This is a genomic window from Streptomyces sp. MAI_2237 (genome assembly GCF_054189285.1).
Genome location: NZ_JAJPGQ010000003.1, coordinates 1,750,436 through 1,770,047, shown reverse-complemented (window position 1 = coordinate 1,770,047; position 19,612 = coordinate 1,750,436). Strand labels below are relative to the sequence as shown.

Below are 19,612 nucleotides of genomic sequence, written 5' to 3'. Positions count from 1 at the left end.
TGTCGTCGGCGGCACCGGGAAGGACGGGAGGTCGATGATGGCAGTCACGGGAATGCCGAGGGGCCACGCGCTGGCCGCGCCGGTGGACCTGAACGGGACCGGGCACTACGTGCACTGGGGCGTGATCCAGCTCTCGGTCGCGAACCTCGTGGTCATCGGTGTGATGGTGGTCGTCTTCGTCCTCGCCCTGCTGCTGCCGTTCCCCGGCGGCCGCAGATGACCGCGCCGCACGAGCCGGCCTCGCGCGGCTGGACGGGAGCGGTACGGCGGCGCGCGGTCGCGGCCCTGCCGCCGGACAAGCTGCTGCCGGACACGCAGCCCGCCTACATGGCCTCGTGGATCTACGTCTTCGGCGCCCTCACCCTGGGCTCGCTGGTCGTGGTGCTGGTCACCGGCGGGGTACTCGCGCTGAAGGGCCCGGCGTGGTGGCACGTCTCGGACACCGGGAAGTACGTGAACAGCCTCCACCTGTGGAGCGTGGAGCTGTTCATGTTCTTCATGGTCATCCACCTGTGGGGCAAGTTCTTCATGGCCGCCTGGCGCGGCCGGCGGGCCCTGACCTGGATCACGGGCGTGGTGTGCTTCCTCACCTCCATCGGCACCGCCTTCACCGGCTACCTCGTGCAGCAGAACTTCGACTCCCAGTGGATCGCCGGGCAGGCCAAGGACGGCCTCAACTCGGTCGGTATCGGCGCCTTCTTCAACGTGCTGGACTTCGGGCAGATGCTCATGTGGCACATCGTGCTGCTGCCGTTCGTCCTCGGTCTGCTCACGGCCTGGCACGTCCTGCTGGTACGGCTGCGGGGGATCGTGCCGCCGATCGGGGCGGCCGACCCGGCGCACGGTGCGCCGGCCGCGTCCGCGCCCCTGCCCGCCGAGGGGGAGGCGCCGTGACGCGCCGCCGACGGGAGAGGGCCGCGGTGCCGGACCCGGCCGCCTTCCCCACCCGGTCGTACGACCTGGTCAAGGAGTTCACGATCGCCCTGGTCGTGGTCGCGCTCCTGACCGCCGCCCTGGCCGCCGTCTTCTCCTCGCCCGACGACCGGCCGGTGACCCTGGCCTCCTGGTCGCGGGCGGACGGCGCGGACTTCACGGCGACGGCGGCCGCCGAACTCGGCGGCACCAGCGGGACGGCCGAGTACGGGCCGCCGTACAACCACACGCCCGGCGCGGCGCAGAAACTCGGGCCGCTCGGGCTGCAGAGCGCCGCCGGGGTCCGCATCCCGGTCGACACCGCCGAGGACTTCGTCCTGCGGCCGCTCGCCAACGCACCCGAGCCGCCCGGCGTCCGCGCCGCGCTCACCGTCTGGGCCGCGGCTCCGGCCGCACGGCGACAGGCGTGGACCAACGCCTACTCCGACGCGCTGGCCAAGGCCCCCGGCGGCGATCCCGCCAAGGTCGCGGGCGGCGGCTTCGGCCCGGTCCCGGTCCTCGTCGCGCGGCTTCTCGAACTGGCCAGATCGGGGGCCCTGGACGGGCAGTTGCAGGCGGAGGGGAAGTTCTACGCCACCGACTACACCCGCCCCCTGCTGTTCCTCTCCGACGGCTCCTACCTGGAGACCCTCGCCCGCGCCCAACACCTGGGCGGGGACCAGTGGGGAATGATGAACGAGACGGGCGACTACCCGGGCCAGGCCTGGCTGTGGCTCTACACGTTCTGGTACCAGATCGAGCCGTTCAAGTCGTCCGGCAACGCCGACGCCCTCATCTGGGGTCTGATGGCCCTGCTCAGCCTGGGCCTGATGCTGGTCCCCTTCATCCCCGGAGTGCGCTCGATCCCCCGCTGGACCCGCGTGCACCGTCTGATCTGGCGCTCGTACCACCGCACCGCCGATCGGCCCGACGGCCGTGACAATTCGCTTGGGTGAACCCCGGGAAGCGGGGATCATGACCGCGTGAAGAAGTGGACCGCGCGCAGGGCCCCGACCGAGAGGCCGGACCTCGAGCCGACGCTCTCCGCCTATCAGCGGGAGATGCGGGACCGGCTTCTGGCCGCCCCCGTGCTGCCGGCGCCCGAACCCTGGCGGCGCATCCCCTGCGCGGCGGTCGGCGGGCTTCTCGGCATCGGGTTCGCCTCGCACCCCGGCACCGGCCATGACCTGGTGATGGTCGTCTCGCACGACGGCCACGGTCTCTTCGACGCCGTCACCGGAGAGAGGATCGCCCGCGAGCGCGATCCCGACCCCGAGGACAGCACCCCGGACACGGCGGCCGATCTGTCCTGCCCCGGGCTGGGCCCCGTCGCCGGGACCAGGGTGCACATCGCGGGGCTCTTCGGAGGAGGACTGCACACCACCACCGCGGACGGCTGGACCCTCGAGGTCGTCGTCCCCGCCTGGCCCCACGAACGGGTCCTGCTCTCCGTCGACGGCGGACTGCCGCACAGCGGGCCGCACGGCGAGCGCTGGTGGCACCTCTTCCACTCCAGCCACTCAGAACTCAGGGCGGCGGGCTTCTCACCCTCCGGGCAGACCCTCGCCGTGGCGACGAGCAGTGACGTCTCCCTGTGGACCCGGGCCGTGCCGTCGGCTAATTCGGTTGCCCGGCGCGGGGCCATGCGGGGTAATGCCTTGCATGGCTGACATCGAGGGCTCGTACGACGACCTGTTCACCGCCGTCCCCCGGGCGCTGGCCGAGTTGCTGGACGGCGGGGACGTCGGCGGCTCGGTGGCGGTGTTCGTGGACGGGGAGCCCGTCGTGGACGTGTGGGGCGGGTTCGCGGACGCCGGCCGTACGGTGCCCTGGCAGCGGGACACGCTCGTCGGCGTCTACTCCGTGACCAAGACGATGACGGCGCTGTGCGCGCTGATCCTGGCCGACCGCGGCGAGCTCGACCTGGACGCGCCCGTGGCCCGCTACTGGCCGGAGTTCGCCGCGCTCGGCAAGGAGAAGGTGCTGGTACGGCATCTGCTGGCGCACACCGCGGGGCTGCCCGACTGGGACGGCCCGGTGGAGGAGCTGTACGACTGGGCGTCCGCCACTGCACGGCTCGCCGCGTCGGCCCCGCGGTGGGAGCCGGGCACCGCGGCCGGGTACCACTCACTCACCCAGGGGTTCCTCGTCGGCGAGGTGGTGCGGCGGATCAGCGGGCGCAGTGTGGGCGAGTTCTTCGCCGAGGAGGTGGCCGGGCCGCTGGGCGCCGACTTCCACCTGGGCCTGGGCGCCGAGCACGACGGACGCCTCGCGCTCACCGTCCCGCCGCCGGGGCGGGACGAGGACTACACGGCGAGCGCGCCGGGCAACGAGGCCGCCCCCGGGACCGCCCTGCGGGTCCGCGACGGCAACAGCGTGGCCTGGCGGCGCGCGCTGATCCCCGCGGCCGGCGGCTTCGGCAACGCCCGTTCGGTCGCCCTCGTGCAGTCGGTGACGGCCTGCGGGGGAAGCGTGGGCGGGGTGCGGCTGCTGTCGGAGGCCGGCTGCGCGCGGGCCCGGGAGGAGCAGTTCAGCGGGGACGACCTGCGGCTGGGGATGCCGGTGCGCTGGGGGCTGGGCTACGGGCTGTTCGGCAGTACGTACGGGTGGGGCGGCTGGGGCGGCTCGCTCGTCATGATCGAGCCCGAGGCGCGGATGGTGGTCGCGTACGTCACCAACCAGATGCGCGAACCGGCCGCCGACCACCGGGGGCTGGAGCTCGTCATGTCCGCGTACGACGGGCTGACGGGTCTGCGGGGTTGAGACCGGGTTCCCGTCCTCACCGCGGTGAGGACGGGAACGGGCACCGCGGTCAGATCGTCGACGCGTCGATCACGAAGCGGTAGCGGACGTCGCTGGAGAGCACCCGCTCGTACGCCTCGTTGATCTGGTCGGCGCCGATCAGCTCGATCTCGGCGCCGAAGCCGTGCTCGGCACAGAAGTCCAGCATCTCCTGGGTCTCGCGGATGCCGCCGATGCCGGAACCGGCGAGGGTCTTGCGGCCGCCGATCACCGAGAACAGGTTGAGCTTGACGGGCTCCTCGGGCGCGCCGACGTTCACGAAGGCGCCGTCCGTGCGCAGCAGCGACAGGTAGGCGTCCAGGTCCAGCGGGGCGGAGACCGTGGAGAGGATCAGGTCGAAGGTGCCCTTGAGGTCCTTGAAGGTGTTCTCGTCGCTGGTCGCGTAGTAGTGGTCGGCGCCCAGCTTGAGGCCGTCCTCCTTCTTGCGCAGGGACTGCGAGAGCACCGTGACCTCGGCGCCCAGCGCGTGCGCGATCTTGACGCCCATGTGGCCGAGGCCGCCCATGCCGAGGATCGCGACCTTCTTGCCGGGGCCGGCGTTCCAGTGGCGCAGCGGGGAGTACGTGGTGATGCCGGCGCACAGCAGCGGGGCGGCCACGTCCAGGGACAGGGCGTCGGGGATGCGGACGACGTAGTTCTCGTCGACGACGATCTTCTCGGAGTAGCCGCCGTAGGTGGGCTCGCCGTCCTTGCCGACGGCGTTGTACGTGCCGACGCCGCCGCCGGTGCAGTACTGCTCCAGGCCGGCCTTGCAGTTGTCGCACTCGCGGCAGGAGTCGACCAGGCAGCCGACGCCCACGCGGTCGCCGACGGCGAACTTGGTGACGCCGGGGCCGACCTCGGAGACGATGCCCGCGATCTCGTGGCCGGGGACCATCGGGAAGATCGCCTCGCCCCAGCCCTCGCGGGCCTGGTGGATGTCGGAGTGGCAGATGCCGGCGAACTTGATGTCGATCAGGACGTCGAACTCGCGGACGTCGCGGCGCTCGATGGTGGTGCGCTCCAGGGGAGCCTTGGCGGCGGGTGCGGCGTACGCGGCAACGGTGGTCATGCCGAAATCTCCTCGGGGGGTCCGTGCCCGGCTGCCTTCTGTCCGACGTTCCGGCTGTCGGTCCGTCCGGGCACGCAGTCCAGCGTGCCCCGAAGATCGGGCTTCACCCAGGCCACGCCTTTGCGTACGTCCGCTGTGCCTACCACTGGCGGGGTCAGGCTGGTGAGCGTACGACCATGCATCCTTGACGTATGGACGACTACCCCGACGACGCCGTACCGGAGCCCGCGGGCGTGACCGGCGGGGCCCTCGACCGGCGCGCCGAGCTCAGCGAGTTCCTGCGGACCCGGCGGGCCCGGCTGAAGCCGGAGGACGTGGGGCTGCCGGACTTCGGACGGCACCGGCGGGTGCCGGGGCTCCGGCGCGAGGAGCTGGCCCAGTTGGCGGGTGTGTCGGTGGCGTACTACACCCGGCTGGAACAGGGCAACGGGCGCAACGTCTCGGCGGAGGTCCTCGACGCCATCGCCCGGGCGCTGCGGCTGTCCGACGCCGAGCACTCCCACCTCACCCACCTCGCGAAGCCGAAGCAGCACAAGAAGAAGCCCCCCGCGCGGACGCAGGCGGTCCGCGGGTCGCTGCGGCAGCTGCTGGACACCCTGGACGGGGTGCCGGCGTACGTCTCGGGGCGCTACTCGGACATCCTCGCCTGGAACCGGATGGCCGCCGCCCTGTTCGGCGACTGGGGCGAGCTGCCGGTGCAGGAGCGCAACTGGGCGCGCCTGGTCTTCCTCAACCCGGCCTATCGCGAGCTGTTCGTGGAGTGGGAGCAGAAGGCGTCCGACATCGTCAGCTTCCTGCGCATGGAGGCGGGCTGCTTCCCGGACGACCCGCGGCTGTCGGCGCTGGTCGGCGAGCTGTCCGTGAAGAGCGAGGAGTTCCGGCGGCTGTGGGCGACGCACGACGTGAAGGAGAAGGGGCACGGCCTCAAGCACCTGCACCATCCGCTGGTGGGCGATCTGACCCTCAACTTCGAGTCGTTCCGCCCGGCCGACGACGACGGACAGGCCCTGATCACGTACCACGCCGAACCGGGCTCCCCCTCGGCGGAGGCACTGCGCCTGCTGGCCAGCTGGGGCGCCGACGCGACCCGGGCGGGCAAGGGATCGGCGGCGCCCAAGCGGTGACCGGTCCCGCCCACGCCGGACGCGGGTGACGCAGGTCATTGCCCCCGGTACGGCGGCATCACGCCCCAGCCCCACTTCGGCACCGGCTGCTGCGCCGGGGGTGTGGCGTCCGCGGCGGAGAAGTGCACCGCGAGCCGGGTGCCCCACTCGACGTAGGCCAGGAACGCCGAGCGGAACTCGGCGTCCGAGGGCAGGCCCGCGTCGTCCGCCGCGTCCTGGATCAGGTTCACCCAGCGCCGCCGCTGCGGCTCGGTGATGTGCTTGCCGACGTGCCTGGCGACCATGTGGCCGTGGCCGCCCAGATTGAGGGAGTAGGCGGGCGGGCCCCCGAAGACCTCGCCGAGCCAGAGGGCGACGTGTTCGGCGTGGTCGGGGGGCAGGTCGGCGAAGAGCGGCGCGAGGAGGTCGTCCTTGAGCACCTTGTCGTAGAAGACCGAGGTCAGGCGGGAGAAGGCGGGGGCGCCGCCCGCCCACTCGTACGGCGTCGGCAGCGACGAGCCCGTGCCCCGTACCGCCGTCGGCTTGTAGTGGCGCATCTCCTCGATGTTCTCCACGTACGGGCGGATCTCGGCGAGGAAGGGCGGGAACAGCTCCGAGTCCCGGAAGCCCTCCATGTGGTCCCGCGTCGAGGTCCACACGATGCGCAGGATGTAGTGCTCGAAGTCGTCCTCGCAGCGGGAGAGTTCGTAGTCGACGCAACTCGGGGCGGCCGCCAGTTCGGCCGCGGCCCGGGTGTAGGCGGCGAGGAACTCCGCCGAGCGGTCTTCCGGGATGCGGTAGCGGATGTACTCGACGGTCTGTGTGGTCATGCCCCCACCGAAACACGAACGCCCGCCGGAGGCGGTACCTCCGGCGGGCGTTCGCTGTCGGCTCACTGGTTGAGGGCTCGGTCACCTGCCGTAGTAGGCGTCGTAGATCGTCACCGACGACTTGTTGTTCTTCTTGTCGGTGATGTTCGCCCGGAAGGAGACGGACGCGCCCTTGGCGGGGTTCTTCACCTTGATCTTGCCGCCGGCCACGGAGACCTTCTTCCAGGTCTTGCCGGAGTCGTAGGACACGTAGACCGTCAGCGACTTGAGGTTGCGGCCCTTGGCCGCGCCCTCGACCGCCACCGGGACGGTGACCGTCTTGCCGGGCTCGACCTTGTTGTCCAGGCCGGTGACCGCCTTGAAGCGGGCGGTGGAGGCGGCCAGCGTGGCCACGTCGTCGGCGGCCGGCTTCTTGGAGCGGAAGGTGAAGCTGGCGTCGACGCGGGTGGAGGCACCCGCGACGCCGGCGGCGCGCCGGACCGACGTGGTCAGCTTGTAGTCGGCCTGCCCGGCCGGGACCGTGAAGTCCTTGTTGCCGAAGAGCGGGTCGTCGTTCGAGCCGATCTTGGTGCCGTTGCGGTACAGGGTGGTCTTCACCGAGGTGAAGTCAGAGGAACCGGCGTGGCCCGCCCCGTCGGTGAACAGCGGCACGAAGCCGTAGATGCTGTCGCCGTAGCGGAAGAGCCCGAAGTCGGCGCTCAGGTGCGGGCCGAAGACCGCGGTGTTGAAGGTCTTCGTGTACTTCTGGCCGGCCTTGAACAGCTGCGCGGGGCCGAGTGTGTAGTACGCCTCCGGGATCGGCAGGCCGTCCGCGTCGTGGCCCTTGTACTGCTCGAAGTCGAACGACCACTTGACCTTGTCGACGGTCGAGACGTACATCGTGCGGGTGCCCGGCAGCGTCTGCTCGACGGGGCCGGCGATGACCACGTCGCCGGGAAGCTCGCCCATCGGGGTGAGCGCGCCGGTCTTGCCGGGGGCGCCCGAGCCGAGGTTGTTCTTCACCGTGGCGAACTCGGAGGCCTTGAAGTGGCGGACCTTGTCACCGGTGATCTTCTTGACCTTGGCGGTGGTGGCCGCGTCGTACTCGGCGTCCGCGCCCTTGGTCCACTGACCGCTCCAGGTCTGCTGCAGGCCCGGGACCTCGCCGCCGAGGGGCGCCATGCGCACGTCGGCGAAGGACTGCAGACCGAGGCCCAGGCCGATGCCCGCGGCGTCGTAGTAGTAGTCGATCACAGCGAGCTGCTGCTTGGCTCCCGCGTCCGGGACGGTGATGTCGGCCGCCTTGGTCCTGCGGGCGTCGATCGTCACCGAGGTGTCCTTGGTGACGTTCAGGCTCGGCTGGACCAGCCAGTCGACGCCGCCCTCGAACGTCACGAAGTCCTTCGCGATCCAGGCGTCCAGCAGGTACTTGCCCTTGGGCACGCGCATCGTGGTGGTACCGGAGGCGTCGACGCTCACCTGGTAGCCGCGGCCCTCGGCGAGACCCGAGTAGCCGAACAGGACGGTGTTGTAGTCACCGGTGGGCTTTCCGTCCCGCCCGATGTGCTTGATCTTCACGTCGTACGACTCGACCTCGCGCTGTACGGCCGCGGCCGTACGGACGCTCTGGCCGCCGCCGCTCGCCGTCACGTACGCGGAGTACGCGCCGTCGAGCGTGCCGCCCAGCTTGGTGTTGACGGTGACGCCGACCGACGCCTTGCCGCCCGCGGGCACGGTGACCTTGGTCGCGCCGAGCTTGAAGAAGCCCGCGGGGGCCGCCTGGCCCTTGGGGTTCGTCGCGGTGACCGCGAGGCTCAGCGTGACGTCCTTGGTGCCGAGGTTGCGGTAGGTCAGCTCCTTGGTGACCGGCTTGTCGTCGGTGTGCGGCCACTGCTGCACACCGAAGCTGACCGACACCGGGTCGGCGATCACGGACTGGGTGATGGCCCTGTCGACCGCGATACGGCCCGAACCCTGCTGGAACGGCGTGTACTTGCCGCCCTTCGCGGAGCCGGTCAGCGCGCCCTTGAGCTCGCTGAACCTCCAGTCCGGGTGCTCCTGCTTGAGGATCGCCGCCGCGCCCGCGACGTGCGGGGTCGCCATCGACGTACCGGAGAGGGTCAGGTAGCCGGGCGGGTTCTCGCCGATCTCCTGGTCGATGACGCTGCCCTTGGCGGCTGCGGCGGTGATGTCCACGCCGGGGGCGGTGACGTCGGGCTTGAGGGCGCCGTCGACGGTCGGGCCGGTGGAGGAGAAGTCGGCCAGCTTGTCCTTGCCGTCGACCGCGCCGACGGTGAGGGCGTCCGCGGCGCTGCCGGGCGAACCGACCGACTCGGGGCCGGAGTTGCCCGCGGCGATCGCGAAGAGGATGCCCTTCTCCTCGGACAGCTTGTTGACCTCGGCCTCGAGCGGGTCGATACCGGGGGTGTCCTGGCCGCCGAGGCTGAGGTTGACGACGTCGGCGCCCTGCTCGGCCGCCCACTCCATGCCGGCGAGGATGCCGGAGTCGTCGCCGCCTCCCTCGTCGTCGAGGACCTTGCCGTTGAGGATCTTGGCGTCGGGGGCGACGCCCTTGTACTTGCCGTTCGACTTGGCGCCGGTGCCGGCCGCGATCGAGGCGACGTGCGTGCCGTGCCCGAAGTGGTCGGTGGCGTCGGCCGCGGCGGAGAAGTTCTTGGACGCGATGACCTGGGTCTTCAGGTCCGGGTGGGTGGCGTCGACACCGGTGTCCAGGACGGCGATCTTGACGCCCTTGCCGGTGTAGCCCTTCGCCCACGCCTTGGGGGCGCCGATCTGCGGCACGGACTTGTCGAGGCTGGCCCTGCGGGTGCCGTCGAGCCAGACGTGCGCGATGCCGGAGGCCGCCTTGCCGCCGTCGGTGACGGCGTCCCACAGCTCGGGCGTCTCCTTCTGCGGAGTCTGCACGGCGTCGGCGTTGAGGGACCGCAGGGTGCGCCGCAGGGTTCCCGCGTCCCGTACGTCGGCCTTGGCGGCCGTGGCCGTGCCTTGGTAGCCGACGATGACCTTCAGGCCCTTGGCCTGGGACTTGCGGGTCGCGGACTTGCCGAGTTCGGTGATGTCGAACAGCCGCTGGTCGACCTTGCCGGCCGCGACCAGCCGGACCGCGTCCGCCGGGACGACGAGCGTGTGCCCGGCCTCCTTGCGGATCTGGACGGGAATGTGCTCGCGCCCCTTGGCCCGCTCCAGGCCGACGACGCGGCCCTTGGAGTCGACCAGGACGCGGTCGCCGGTGATCAGGGTGATGCGGTGCTTGGACGTGAGCTGAGTCCGCGGGGCGGTCGAGGGCCGCTCCGTCTTCGCCGACGCCGGGCTGGTCATTCCCGCCGCCAGGGCCACCGCGGCGGCCGTGGCGACGGTGGCCGCGCATGCTCTTTTCACTTGTCTGCGCAAGTCTCCCCCTGGAGATGAGGTTCCGGGCGAATTCCCCGTTCACCCGGTCGGGGGTGGTCTCGTACGCCTGCGCGCACCCCCCGGGACACGGAGTATGCCGGGGGGTGATCTGCCACCTCAATAGGTGAGAGAAAGGTGAGAGAGAGCCGTGGCGACTGTTACGCGGCGGGCCCAACTCCGTTACTCAGTCGTCGAGTTACGCTCCTGCGTTCTCCTTGACAGTGAGCTTCCCCTTGCGGATCGTCGCCACGCGCGGGGCCTTCCGCGCGATCGCGGAGTCATGGGTGACCATGATGAAGGTCAGCCCGAACTCCTTCCACATGTGCTCCAGTACGTCCATGATCTCGTCGCGCATCGACTCGTCGAGGTTGCCGGTGGGTTCGTCGGCGAGGAGCACCTTCGGCTGCTTGACCAACGCGCGGGCGATGGCGACGCGCTGCTGCTGTCCCCCGGACATCTCGGAGGGCAGGTGCCCGAGCCGCTCGCCGAGCCCGACCGACCGCAGCGCCTCGGCGGCCCTCTCGCGCCGGTCCCTCACCTTCACCCCGAGCGGTACGAGGGCGGTCTCGACGTTCTCCTGGGCGGTGAGGGTCGGGATCAGGTTGAAGCTCTGGAAGACGAAGCCGATGTTCTCGCTGCGGACCTTGGTCAGCCGGGCCTCGGAGAGCTTGGCCAGGTCGGTGCCGTCGAGGCTGACCTCGCCCGCGGTCGGCCGGTCCAGTCCGCCGAGCATCTGCAGCAGCGTGGACTTGCCGCCGCCGGTGGGACCTTGGATGACCAGCCGGTCCCCGTCGGCGATGGAGAGGTCCACACCGTCGAGGGCGTCGACGGTGTCCTTGCCCCGGGTGTAGCGCTTGGTGACGTTTCTGAGTTCGTACATGGGGGCTCCTGAGAGGGAGGAGGGTCGGTGAGGCGCGTGTGGTGGTGCGCTACTCGACGCGGCGCAGTGCGTCCGCCGGGCGCAGCCGGGATGCGCGCCAGCCGCCGAAGGCGCCCGCGATCAGGCCGCCGGCCACCGCGAGGGCCACCGCCAGCACGATGGTCGTCACGCTCACCGGCGCGGTGAGGGCGACCTCCAGGGTCTTCGCGGCCTGCCGTCCGGGCCCGCCGAAGCCCCCGCCGGGACCCCCGCCACCGGGGCCGCCCGCGTTCCCGCCGCCCCCGCCCAGCTGGGCCTGCAGCGTGGGGCTCACGGACGTCACGACGTAGGCGCCGGCCAGTCCGAGCGCGATGCCCAGCGCACCGCCCAGCAGCCCGTTGACCATGGCCTCGCCGACCACCTGCCGGGTCACCCGGCCCGACTTCCAGCCCAGCGCCTTGAGCGTGCCGAACTCCCGCACCCGGCGCGAGACGGCCGAGGAGGTCAGCAGACCGGCGACCAGGAAGGCGGCGACCAGCACGGCGATCGACAGCCACTTGCCGACGTTCGTGGCGAGGGAGGACGCCGTGGACAGGGAGCCGGAGACGGTCTTGGCGAGGTCCGTCGACGTCGTGACGGTCGTGCCGGAGACGTTCTTCTGGATGGCCGACTTCACGGAGTCGATCCGCTGGGAGTCGGCCGCCTTGACGTAGATCGTGGTGACCTTGTCCTTCTCACCGGCCAGCGTCTGCGCCTGCTGCAGCGGGATGTACAGGTTGGCCGCCGCGTCACCGCTGTCCGCGGTCGCGATACCGATGATCTTGTACTTGACGCTCTTGACGGTGACGGTCGAACCGACCTTGTACTTCTTCTCCTTGGCGTACGCCGAGTCGGCGATCACGACCTTGGCGTCGGTCTCCGTCGTCTTGAAGGTCCGGCCGCTGGTGATCTTCGAGGAGGTCAGCGGGCCGAGGCCGGTGCGGGTGACGTCGGTGCCGTAGACCGTGTACTGGTTGAGGCTGAAGTCGGCGCCGCCGCCGCGCACTTCACCCTGCGGCTGGCCGCTCGCGCCGCCGTTGCCGCCCGGGAAGCGCTGACCGGCGCCGGAGTTCTGGTTCTGCTGGAACTGGCCGCGGGTGAACTGCCCGCTGACCTTGACCACGTTGAGGCTCAGGCCGCCCACCGCGGACGAGACGCCCCTCTGCCCGGCGACCTTGCCAACCGTCGAGGAGGCCAGGGTGGTGAAGCCCTGCACCCGGACCCGGTCGCTGCTCTGGGTGGAGTCGTCGTCGCCCCGTGCGTCGAACTGGAAGCGCGGCTGCTGCGAGCCGCTCGCGGCCGGGGTCGCCGCCTTGGTGACCGTCATGTCCGTACCGAGGCCGTAGAGCGACTGGAGGACCTTGTCCTGCGCCTTCCCCATGCCGTTGGACACGGAGTTGACCACGATGACCAGCGCGATGCCCAGCGCGAGGCCGGAGGCGACGACGAGGGCCGCCTTTCTGCGGCGGCGCAGTTCGCGCCTCAGGTAGGTGAAGAACATGCGCCGCAAGCTAGGGACGGCGCGTGATGACTGGATAAGGCAGCCATAAGAGCTGCATGAGAAGGCTGTGACAGGGCCCGGAAACACCGATGCCGCCCCTGGGGGCGGCATCGGAAGGCTGTGCGTGGCCTGTGGGTCGGACGGCCTGTGGGTCAGACGGCCGAACCGGCCTTCCAGTCCGCCCAGCTGAGGTTCCAGCCGTTGAGGCCGTTGTCCGGCTGCACCGTCTTGTCGCCGGTGTTGGAGACGACCACGACGTCACCGACGATCGAGTGGCTGTACATCCAGTAGGCCGCGGTGTTCGGGTCGTTGGCGCCCTTGGTGTCGGACAGGCCGACGCAGCCGTGGCTGGTGTTCACCGAGCCGAAGATGGACTTCGCGCCCCAGTAGTTGCCGTGCAGGAAGGTGCCGGAGTTGGTGAGCCGGATGGCGTGCGGCACGTCCTTGATGTCGTACTCACCCTTGCCGTCGTCGTCGGTGAAGCCCACGGTCGCGCCGTTCATGCGCGTCTCCTTGAACTTCTCGGACATCACCATGATGCCGTTGTAGGTCTTGTTCTGCGGCGAACCGGCCGAGATCGGGATGGTCTTGACGACCTTTCCGTCCTCGGTGACCTTCATCTGCTTCGTCTTGGCGTCGACGTAGGAGATCTGGTTGCGGCCGATGTGGAAGGTGACCGTCTTCTGCTGCACGCCGTAGACGCCCTGGGCGCCCTCGACGCCGTCGAGCGCGAGCTTCAGCGTGACGGTGGAGTTCTCCTTCCAGTAGGTCTCGGGGCGGAAGTCGAGGCGGTTGGCCCCGAACCAGTGCCCGACGACCTCTTGGCCGCTGCTGGAGCTGACCGTGATGCCCTTCTGGACGGCGGCCTTGTTGGTGATGGCCTTGTCGAAGTTGATCGACACCGGCATGCCCACGCCGACGGTCGAGCCGCCCTCCGGCGTGAAGTTGCCTATGAAGCTGTTGGACGGGGAGACCGTGGTGAAGGAGGCGTTCTCGTGCGCCTCCAGGCCCTTGGCGTCCTTCGCGGTGGCCGCCACCTTGTAGGTGGTCGAGCGCTCCAGCTGGCCGTTGGGCTTCCAGCTGGTCTTGTCGGCGGACAGGGTGCCGGGGACCGCGGTGCCGTTCGCCGTCGTCATCGCCACGTCGGTGAGCGTGCCCTTGCTGACCGTGACGGCGGCGGAGTTGTTGATGGAGGCGTTGTCCGAGCCGTCCTTCGGTGTGATCTTGATGTCGGCCTCGGAGGTCTTCTTGGCGGCGGCCTCGTCGGCCTTGGCCTGCGAGGTGTCCTTGCTCTTGCCGCCGGAGGCGTCGTCGCCGCCGCCGGAACAGGCAGAGAGCACCAGAACCCCGCCGAGCAGTGCGGACGCGACCGTCAGGCCCCTGCGCCGCTTACTGTTCGTCATCACACGCTTCTCCATCGTTGCCGATTTTCCCCAGAACCCCGAGAGTCCCCGTCGACGAGCCGCTGAATCAGAACTTCAGCCGTCAACGAACATCAACGCTACGACCGGTCGCCCCCGTTCCCCATGCCTGAGACATGTGGGGCACACCACGTCCAGCGGGGCGGGACGACGAAACCCCGGACGACACTCGGCCGACCGGGGTCCCCTGCGCCCGGGCCGTTCAGCCGACGCCGTCCTCCTCGTCGTCTTCGTCCACATCATCCTCGTCGAGGTCCCAGTCCGGCGAATCGGGGTCGTAGTCGATGGCCTCGCTGGACCAGGAGGCCTGCGCGAGCTCCACCCCGGGCACGGCGTTGACCAGGTCGAACGGATCGACGAGATACGCGAGCGCCTCCGCGGTGTCTTCCGTCACAGCGCCCTCGGCGTGCGCGCGTTCGTCGTCCGGCATCTCGCTCTCACCGGCGATCCGCTGCAACGCGGCCTTGGTGACGCCCTCGGCGTCTCCGATCTCGAGGACGAGTTCCACCCGAAGGCGGACAAAACGTGATGTCTCTTCAGTGCTCATGGCGCGAGCGTACGACTCAAACCTCCCGTGACTTTCCCGTGACCCGCGCCTTTCACTAACATCGCTCCACACGGCCAATTCGCCAGCGCCACAAGGGGATCGATATTCCGTGTCATCCGCTCGCCGTCCGTTGCTGACCGCCACCGCCGCAGGCACCCTGCTGGCGGCCCTGTGGTTCGTCCCGTCCGCCAACGCGACCCAGGCCGGCCCGGACAGAACACAGACCGAGACGGTCACGACGACGCAGGCCAGGGCCACGTCGCAGCTCGGCGAGAGCGAGGCCGTCACCGTCGCGGACGACACCCAGCTCGCCGACACCGGCAGCATCGACACCACCCCGTACGTCGTCGGCGGGACGTTCTTCCTCACGCTGGGTGCCGGCTTCGTCGTCTACTCGGTCCGCCGGGAACGCCTCGGCTTTTAACTCACTTGACTCTTCCTTGGCGTGGACTTCATAGTCCGGATCATGAAGAGATCATCGGGCGTGCGCAGGGCCGCCACGGTCACCGTGAGCGCGCTGTCGCTCGCCCTTGTCACCGGTTGCGGCGGGAGCTCCGGCTCGGCCTCCTCGGACGCCGAGGGTTCCTCGTCCACCGCCGCCGCGAAGGCGTACACCGCGACCGAGCTGCGCAAGCTCCTCGTGACCGAGGCGGACCTCGACGGATACGACGTCAAGTCCGCGAGCGCGGGCGGGAAGTTCGCCGCGTCCAAGGACGAGGTGACGGTCAACGACGCCGAGTGCGCGCCCCTGGCCTACGTCCTGACCGGTTTCGCGCCGGGCGACGACGAGAACGCCTACGTCAACCGCATGGTGACGGAGAAGAGCGAGAAGCCCTCCTCCACGAGCACCTCCGACGAGAGCCTGGAGGAACTGGAGAAGAGCCTCAAGGACATCATGGGCTCGACGATGACGATCGTCTCGCTCTCCTCCTACGACGGCGACGGGGCCGCACGGACCATGAAGTCCGTGTCGAACGCGGTCGCCGGCTGCGCGGGCGGGTTCACCATCGCCGCCAAGGGCCAGGACACGCAGAAGTTCACCAAGGTCGTCGGGGAGAAGTCCTCCGGGACCGGCGAGCGGTCGGTGGCGTTCGAGGTGACCGGCAGGGTCGAGGGCGACACGCAGACCGTGCACGGCGAGGTCGTGCGGCACGGGTCCACGATCGCCACGTACTACTCGATCAGCCTGGCCGCGCTGGCCGGCGAGAAGAGCGAGTACGCGATCCCCACCGAGGTGATCAAGGCTCAGGCGGCCAAGCTCAAGTGACGGACCGGGGCCCCGCCGAGGCGGGGCCCCCGCCGCTCACTGCAGCGGCCCGGTGACCGTCTCCACCGCGGCCACCAGCTTGCCGTCCCGTACGAAGGCGTCCGCCGCGGCCAGGTCGGGCGCGAGGAACCGGTCCGGGCCGGGACCGGCGACCCCCGCGACCCGCGCGGCGTCGATGGCGGCCCGCGAGGCGGGGGCGGGGGTCAGCCCGTCCCGGAGCTCGATGGCGCGGGTGGCGGCGTACAGCTCGATCGCGACGACGCGCGCGAGGTTGCCGACGGCGGTGCGCAGCTTGCGCGCGGCCGACCAGCCCATGGAGACGTGGTCCTCCTGCATCGCGGAGGACGGGATGGAGTCGGCGGAGGCCGGTACGGCCAGCCGCTTCATCTCGCTCACCAGGGCGGCCTGCGTGTACTGGGCGATCATGAGCCCGGAGTCGACGCCGGGGTCGTCGGCCAGGAACGGCGGCAGGCCGTGGCTGCGGTTCTTGTCCAGCAGCCGGTCGGTGCGGCGCTCGGCGATGGAGGCCAGATCCGCGGCGGCGATGGCGAGGAAGTCCAGGACGTAGGCGACCGGGGCGCCGTGGAAGTTGCCGTTGGACTCGACCCGGCCGTCGGGCAGGACGACGGGGTTGTCGACGGCGGAGGCCAGCTCCCGGTCGGCGACGAGCCGGGCGTGCGCCATGGTGTCGCGTCCGGCACCGGCGACCTGGGGGGCACAGCGCACCGAGTAGGCGTCCTGGACGCGCGGGGCGTCGTCCTGGTGATGCCCGGTCAGGCCCGAACCCTTCAGCACCGCGAGCATGTTGGCGGCGCTGGCGCCCTGCCCGGGATGCGGGCGGATGGCGTGCAGTTCGGGGGCGAGGACCTTGTCGGTGCCGAGGAGCGCCTCCAGCGAGAGGGCGGCGGTGATGTCGGCCGACTTGTAGAGCATGTCGAGGTCGGCGAGGGCCATGACCAGCATGCCGAGCATGCCGTCGGTGCCGTTGAGGAGGGCGAGGCCCTCCTTCTCGCGCAGCTCGACGGGCGCGATCCCGTGCTCGGCGAGCAGTTCGCCGGCGGGCCGGACCGCGCCGTCGGGGCCCTCGGCCTCCCCCTCACCCATCAGCGTGAGGGCGCAGTGCGACAGCGGCGCCAGGTCGCCGGAGCAGCCGAGCGAGCCGTACTCGTGGACGACGGGCGTGATGCCGGCGTTGAGCACGTCGGCCATGGTCTGCGCGACCTCCGGCCGCACGCCGGTGTGCCCCGAGCAGACGGTCTTCAGCCGCAGGAACATCAGCGCCCGTACGACCTCCCGCTCGACCCTCGGCCCCAGGCCGGCGGCGTGCGAGCGGACGATGTTGCGCTGCAACTGGGCCCGCAGCTCCCGGCTGATGTGCCGGGTCGCCAGGGCGCCGAAGCCGGTGCTGACGCCGTAGACGGGATCGGGCTTGGCCGCCAGCGCGTCCACGATCTCCCGGGCGGCGGCGAGCGCCGCGACCGCCTCCGCCGACAGCTCGATCCGGGCACCGCCGCGCGCAACGGCGAGAACGTCGGACGCGGTCACCCCGGACGTCCCCACCACCACAGTGTGCATATCCATATTCAGGAGCGTACGCAGTGAAGACGAGGATGTCACTACTGGGTGGCCGGTACGACCCTTACCGGAAGTGCGGCACCCCCGGCGCTCAGGGCCGGCGCCCCCGGAACCGGCGCCGCTCGGCGGGAAGGGCCGGCGAAGGCTCGTCCGCGAGCCGTACGACCGGGTCGTCGGGCCCCTCCCGGCCGGCCACCACCGGCTGCATCGCGCGCAGCGCCTTCGCGCGGTACTGCGCGGCGTCCGCGAGGCGGAACAGGCGGCGGGCCGAGCGGACGGGACCGATCGGGTCCTGCGTGGAGGCGACCCCGCAGGCCACCCCCTCCCCCAGCTCCAGCTCGGCGGCGCGGCGGCACAGTTCGTCGGCGGCCTTGACCACCTCGTCGGCGGACGGCCCGACCGCCAGCAGGCAGAACTCGTCACCGCCGAGCCGCGCGGCGAGCGCGCCCGGCAGCATGGCGCCACACAGGGAGAGGACGGAACCGAAGCGTTCGAGGAGGCGGTCGCCGACGGCGTGCCCCCGGGTGTCGTTGACCCGCTTGAGCCCGTTGAGATCGCAGACCACGAGACTGACCACGGTCCCGTCCGCGCGGTGCCGCTCCACGGCCTCGTCCAGCCGCCCGTCGACGGCACGGCGGTTGGCGAGGCCGGTGAGGGCGTCGGTGTAGGCGAGCCGCCGTACCTCCTCCAGCCGCTCCGCCTGGGCGATCCCGGCGGCGACGACGGCGGCCAGCACGGTGGCGAAGTCCGCGTCGGCCCGCTCGAAGACCGGCACCCCGGCGCGCCGGGCGACATACAGCTCGCCCCACGCCCGCCCGTTCAGCACGATCGGCGCGACCACGCAGCAGCCCCGCCCCCTGCGGCGCAGCGCGGCGACCCGCTGGTGGACGTACCCGGGGCGGCGTCCGGCCGCGGGGCCCTCCGCCGTCTCCACCCACGCGTTGGGCTCGCCGCCCCCGGCCCACCGCTCGTGCAGGAACTCGGTGATCTCGGGGAACTGGTGCACCGGATACGACTCGTCCTCCGGGAACTCGTCCTCCTCCGGGGCCCGCTCCCCCACGTTGACGAGGACCTTCAGCCGCCCCAGCTCCCGCTCCCACACCGACAGCGCGGCGAAGCTGCCGCCCAGCGCCCGGCACGCCCCGGTGGCCGCCGCACGCCACGCACCGCGCGCACCGTGGGCCGCGGCCATGCCCTGCGCCAACGCGACGACGGCTACGAGCCGCTTGTCCTCACCCATTAATCCAGGTTAGGGAGGTTTAGAGGGTTTCGTGCCGTGGGCGCGGCGGGAGGGTGACCGGCCCGCCGTGGACCCGCCCCGAGCCCGCCCTCACTCCCCGGGCCACTGCGGCTTCCGCTTCTCGTTGAACGCCGCCACGCCCTCCGCCCGGTCCCCGGAGAAGGCCACCGAGCGCCACGCCGCGTCCTCGACCTCCAGGCCGGCCCGCAGATCCAGGCCGTGGCCGAGGCGCAGGGCACGCTTGGCGGCACGCAGGCCGACGGGCGAGTTCGCGGCGATGCGGGTGGCCAGCGCGAGCGCCTCCTGCGTGTCCCGCCCCTCCTCCACCAGCTGGTCCACGAGCCCCAGCTCCGCCGCCTCCGCCGCCTCCAGGCGCCGCGCCGTGAAGATGAGCTCGGCGGCCCGCGCGGCACCCACCCGGCGCGGCAGCAGTTGCGTGCCGCCGCCGCCGGGGATGACTCCCACCGAGACCTCCGGCAGCCCCACCACCGCCGTACGATCGGCCACGATCAGGTCGCACGACAGGGCGAGCTCGAACCCGCCGCCGAGGGCGAAGCCGTGCACGGCGGCGATGGTCGGCACGGGCAACTCGAGTACGCCGGTGTAGGCGGCGCGCGCGACGGGCCGCTGGCGCACCAGGTCGGCGTCGGTGAAGGAGTTGCGCTCCTTCAGGTCGGCGCCGACGCAGAAGGCGCGCTCGTGCGTGGAGGTCACCACGACGACCCGCACGTCCCGGTCGGCCCCCAGCACGGCGCACGCCGCCGCGACGGAGCGGGCCATCTCGGTCGACACGGCGTTCATGGCCTTCGGCCGGTCGAGGGCGAGCTCCGCGACATGCCCCTCGCCGTGCCGCCGTACGGCGACGAACTCCCCGAACCGCTCCTCGCTCATGACACCCTCCGGTTAACGCGGGTTAACAGTGTTCGGCCCGATCATCGCAGGAGGCACGCGGCGGGGGAAAGAGCGGACGCCGGCCGCCGGGCGCTCGTTCCCGCGAACCCGTCCCGAGACCCCGTTCGAGTGACATCCCGCCCAACTCCCCTCCCACCCCGCAGGAGAGCGCATATCGTGCGTC

At 71.0% G+C, this 19,612-nt stretch carries 18 protein-coding genes; 8 read left to right on the top strand and 10 right to left on the bottom strand.

All coding sequences use genetic code 11. The annotated features are described in order from the left end of the window. Window positions 1-34 precede the first annotated feature (34 nt). The 5 genes from LN251_RS18600 to LN251_RS18580 are packed head-to-tail and all read left to right on the top strand — an operon-like array spanning window position 35 to window position 3,675. Complete coding sequence (locus LN251_RS18600) at window positions 35-220, top strand: hypothetical protein (protein ID WP_159104183.1); 186 nt, start codon at window positions 35-37, stop codon at window positions 218-220. Continuing rightward, window positions 217-894 (top strand): cytochrome b N-terminal domain-containing protein, encoded by a 678-nt coding sequence (locus tag LN251_RS18595; RefSeq protein ID WP_458245389.1) that lies wholly within the window; start codon window positions 217-219, stop codon window positions 892-894. The genes LN251_RS18600 and LN251_RS18595 overlap by 4 nt, the downstream gene beginning before the upstream one ends. Then, complete coding sequence (locus LN251_RS18590; protein WP_458245388.1) at window positions 891-1,868, top strand: hypothetical protein; 978 nt, start codon at window positions 891-893, stop codon at window positions 1,866-1,868. Before LN251_RS18595 ends, LN251_RS18590 begins: the two co-directional genes overlap by 4 nt. Window positions 1,869-1,895: 27 nt before the next feature. Next, complete coding sequence (locus LN251_RS18585) at window positions 1,896-2,582, top strand: hypothetical protein (RefSeq protein WP_458245387.1); 687 nt, start codon at window positions 1,896-1,898, stop codon at window positions 2,580-2,582. Then, complete coding sequence (locus LN251_RS18580) at window positions 2,575-3,675, top strand: serine hydrolase domain-containing protein (protein WP_458245386.1); 1,101 nt, start codon at window positions 2,575-2,577, stop codon at window positions 3,673-3,675. Before LN251_RS18585 ends, LN251_RS18580 begins: the two co-directional genes overlap by 8 nt. Before the next feature lie 49 nt (window positions 3,676-3,724). Here LN251_RS18580 and LN251_RS18575 read toward each other — a convergent pair whose 3' ends face one another. After that, the gene (locus LN251_RS18575) at window positions 3,725-4,765 is read right to left on the bottom strand and encodes an NAD(P)-dependent alcohol dehydrogenase (RefSeq protein WP_458245385.1); all 1,041 of its coding nucleotides are present in this window, start codon (window positions 4,763-4,765) and stop codon (window positions 3,725-3,727) included. A 191-nt stretch (window positions 4,766-4,956) separates the two neighbouring features. Between LN251_RS18575 and LN251_RS18570 the strand changes: the two genes are divergently transcribed. Then, the gene (locus tag LN251_RS18570) at window positions 4,957-5,889 is read left to right on the top strand and encodes a helix-turn-helix domain-containing protein (RefSeq protein ID WP_458245384.1); all 933 of its coding nucleotides are present in this window, start codon (window positions 4,957-4,959) and stop codon (window positions 5,887-5,889) included. A 35-nt stretch (window positions 5,890-5,924) separates the two neighbouring features. Here the strand turns inward: LN251_RS18570 and LN251_RS18565 are convergent, their stop codons facing one another. From LN251_RS18565 to LN251_RS18540, 6 genes are all read right to left on the bottom strand, one after another. Next, a complete protein-coding gene (locus LN251_RS18565; protein WP_458245383.1) occupies window positions 5,925-6,698 on the bottom strand; it encodes a globin domain-containing protein in 774 nt (257 codons plus the stop codon). Window positions 6,699-6,779: 81 nt separating this feature from the next. Next, window positions 6,780-10,076, bottom strand: a complete 3,297-nt coding sequence (locus LN251_RS18560; RefSeq protein ID WP_458245382.1) for a S8 family peptidase — start codon at window positions 10,074-10,076, stop codon at window positions 6,780-6,782. 208 nt (window positions 10,077-10,284) lie between these two features. Beyond that, window positions 10,285-10,968: an ABC transporter ATP-binding protein gene (locus LN251_RS18555; protein ID WP_458245381.1), complete on the bottom strand. Its 684-nt coding sequence runs from the start codon at window positions 10,966-10,968 to the stop codon at window positions 10,285-10,287. Window positions 10,969-11,017: 49 nt separating this feature from the next. Continuing rightward, the gene (locus tag LN251_RS18550; protein WP_458245380.1) at window positions 11,018-12,487 is read right to left on the bottom strand and encodes an ABC transporter permease; all 1,470 of its coding nucleotides are present in this window, start codon (window positions 12,485-12,487) and stop codon (window positions 11,018-11,020) included. 152 nt (window positions 12,488-12,639) lie between these two features. Continuing rightward, the gene (locus LN251_RS18545) at window positions 12,640-13,905 is read right to left on the bottom strand and encodes a L,D-transpeptidase (protein WP_458245379.1); all 1,266 of its coding nucleotides are present in this window, start codon (window positions 13,903-13,905) and stop codon (window positions 12,640-12,642) included. 205 nt (window positions 13,906-14,110) lie between these two features. Further along, complete coding sequence (locus tag LN251_RS18540; protein WP_058923565.1) at window positions 14,111-14,455, bottom strand: hypothetical protein; 345 nt, start codon at window positions 14,453-14,455, stop codon at window positions 14,111-14,113. A gap of 109 nt (window positions 14,456-14,564) precedes the next feature. On the opposite strand from LN251_RS18540, the gene LN251_RS18535 reads away from it, so the two are divergent. Both LN251_RS18535 and LN251_RS18530 read left to right on the top strand, forming a co-directional pair. Further along, a complete protein-coding gene (locus LN251_RS18535; RefSeq protein ID WP_458245378.1) occupies window positions 14,565-14,879 on the top strand; it encodes a hypothetical protein in 315 nt (104 codons plus the stop codon). Window positions 14,880-14,921: 42 nt separating this feature from the next. Then, window positions 14,922-15,722: a hypothetical protein gene (locus tag LN251_RS18530; RefSeq protein WP_458245377.1), complete on the top strand. Its 801-nt coding sequence runs from the start codon at window positions 14,922-14,924 to the stop codon at window positions 15,720-15,722. 36 nt (window positions 15,723-15,758) lie between these two features. Here LN251_RS18530 and hutH read toward each other — a convergent pair whose 3' ends face one another. The 3 genes from hutH to LN251_RS18515 all read right to left on the bottom strand — a co-directional run bounded on the left by hutH (window position 15,759) and on the right by LN251_RS18515 (window position 19,428). Further along, window positions 15,759-17,297: a histidine ammonia-lyase gene (gene hutH, locus LN251_RS18525; RefSeq protein ID WP_458246749.1), complete on the bottom strand. Its 1,539-nt coding sequence runs from the start codon at window positions 17,295-17,297 to the stop codon at window positions 15,759-15,761. A 91-nt stretch (window positions 17,298-17,388) separates the two neighbouring features. Next, entirely contained in the window at window positions 17,389-18,537 is a 1,149-nt protein-coding gene (locus LN251_RS18520) for a diguanylate cyclase domain-containing protein (RefSeq protein WP_458245376.1), read from the bottom strand. 90 nt (window positions 18,538-18,627) lie between these two features. Beyond that, window positions 18,628-19,428, bottom strand: a complete 801-nt coding sequence (locus LN251_RS18515) for an enoyl-CoA hydratase/isomerase family protein (protein WP_458245375.1) — start codon at window positions 19,426-19,428, stop codon at window positions 18,628-18,630. Window positions 19,429-19,612: the final 184 nt, after the last annotated feature.

Excerpts from the sequence above, each read along its gene's own strand:
- LN251_RS18600 (WP_159104183.1), top strand. The coding sequence starts at position 35 with ATGATGGCAGTCACGGGAATGCCGAGGGGCCACGCGCTGGCCGCGCCG.
- LN251_RS18595 (WP_458245389.1), top strand. The coding sequence starts at position 217 with ATGACCGCGCCGCACGAGCCGGCCTCGCGCGGCTGGACGGGAGCGGTA.
- LN251_RS18580 (WP_458245386.1), top strand. The coding sequence starts at position 2,575 with ATGGCTGACATCGAGGGCTCGTACGACGACCTGTTCACCGCCGTCCCC.
- LN251_RS18575 (WP_458245385.1), bottom strand. The coding sequence starts at position 4,765 with ATGACCACCGTTGCCGCGTACGCCGCACCCGCCGCCAAGGCTCCCCTG.
- LN251_RS18570 (WP_458245384.1), top strand. The coding sequence starts at position 4,957 with ATGGACGACTACCCCGACGACGCCGTACCGGAGCCCGCGGGCGTGACC.
- LN251_RS18565 (WP_458245383.1), bottom strand. The coding sequence starts at position 6,698 with ATGACCACACAGACCGTCGAGTACATCCGCTACCGCATCCCGGAAGAC.
- LN251_RS18555 (WP_458245381.1), bottom strand. The coding sequence starts at position 10,968 with ATGTACGAACTCAGAAACGTCACCAAGCGCTACACCCGGGGCAAGGAC.
- LN251_RS18550 (WP_458245380.1), bottom strand. The coding sequence starts at position 12,487 with ATGTTCTTCACCTACCTGAGGCGCGAACTGCGCCGCCGCAGAAAGGCG.
- LN251_RS18545 (WP_458245379.1), bottom strand. The coding sequence starts at position 13,905 with ATGGAGAAGCGTGTGATGACGAACAGTAAGCGGCGCAGGGGCCTGACG.
- LN251_RS18540 (WP_058923565.1), bottom strand. The coding sequence starts at position 14,455 with ATGAGCACTGAAGAGACATCACGTTTTGTCCGCCTTCGGGTGGAACTC.
- LN251_RS18530 (WP_458245377.1), top strand. The coding sequence starts at position 14,922 with ATGAAGAGATCATCGGGCGTGCGCAGGGCCGCCACGGTCACCGTGAGC.
- hutH (WP_458246749.1), bottom strand. The coding sequence starts at position 17,297 with ATGCACACTGTGGTGGTGGGGACGTCCGGGGTGACCGCGTCCGACGTT.
- LN251_RS18520 (WP_458245376.1), bottom strand. The coding sequence starts at position 18,537 with ATGGGTGAGGACAAGCGGCTCGTAGCCGTCGTCGCGTTGGCGCAGGGC.
- LN251_RS18515 (WP_458245375.1), bottom strand. The coding sequence starts at position 19,428 with ATGAGCGAGGAGCGGTTCGGGGAGTTCGTCGCCGTACGGCGGCACGGC.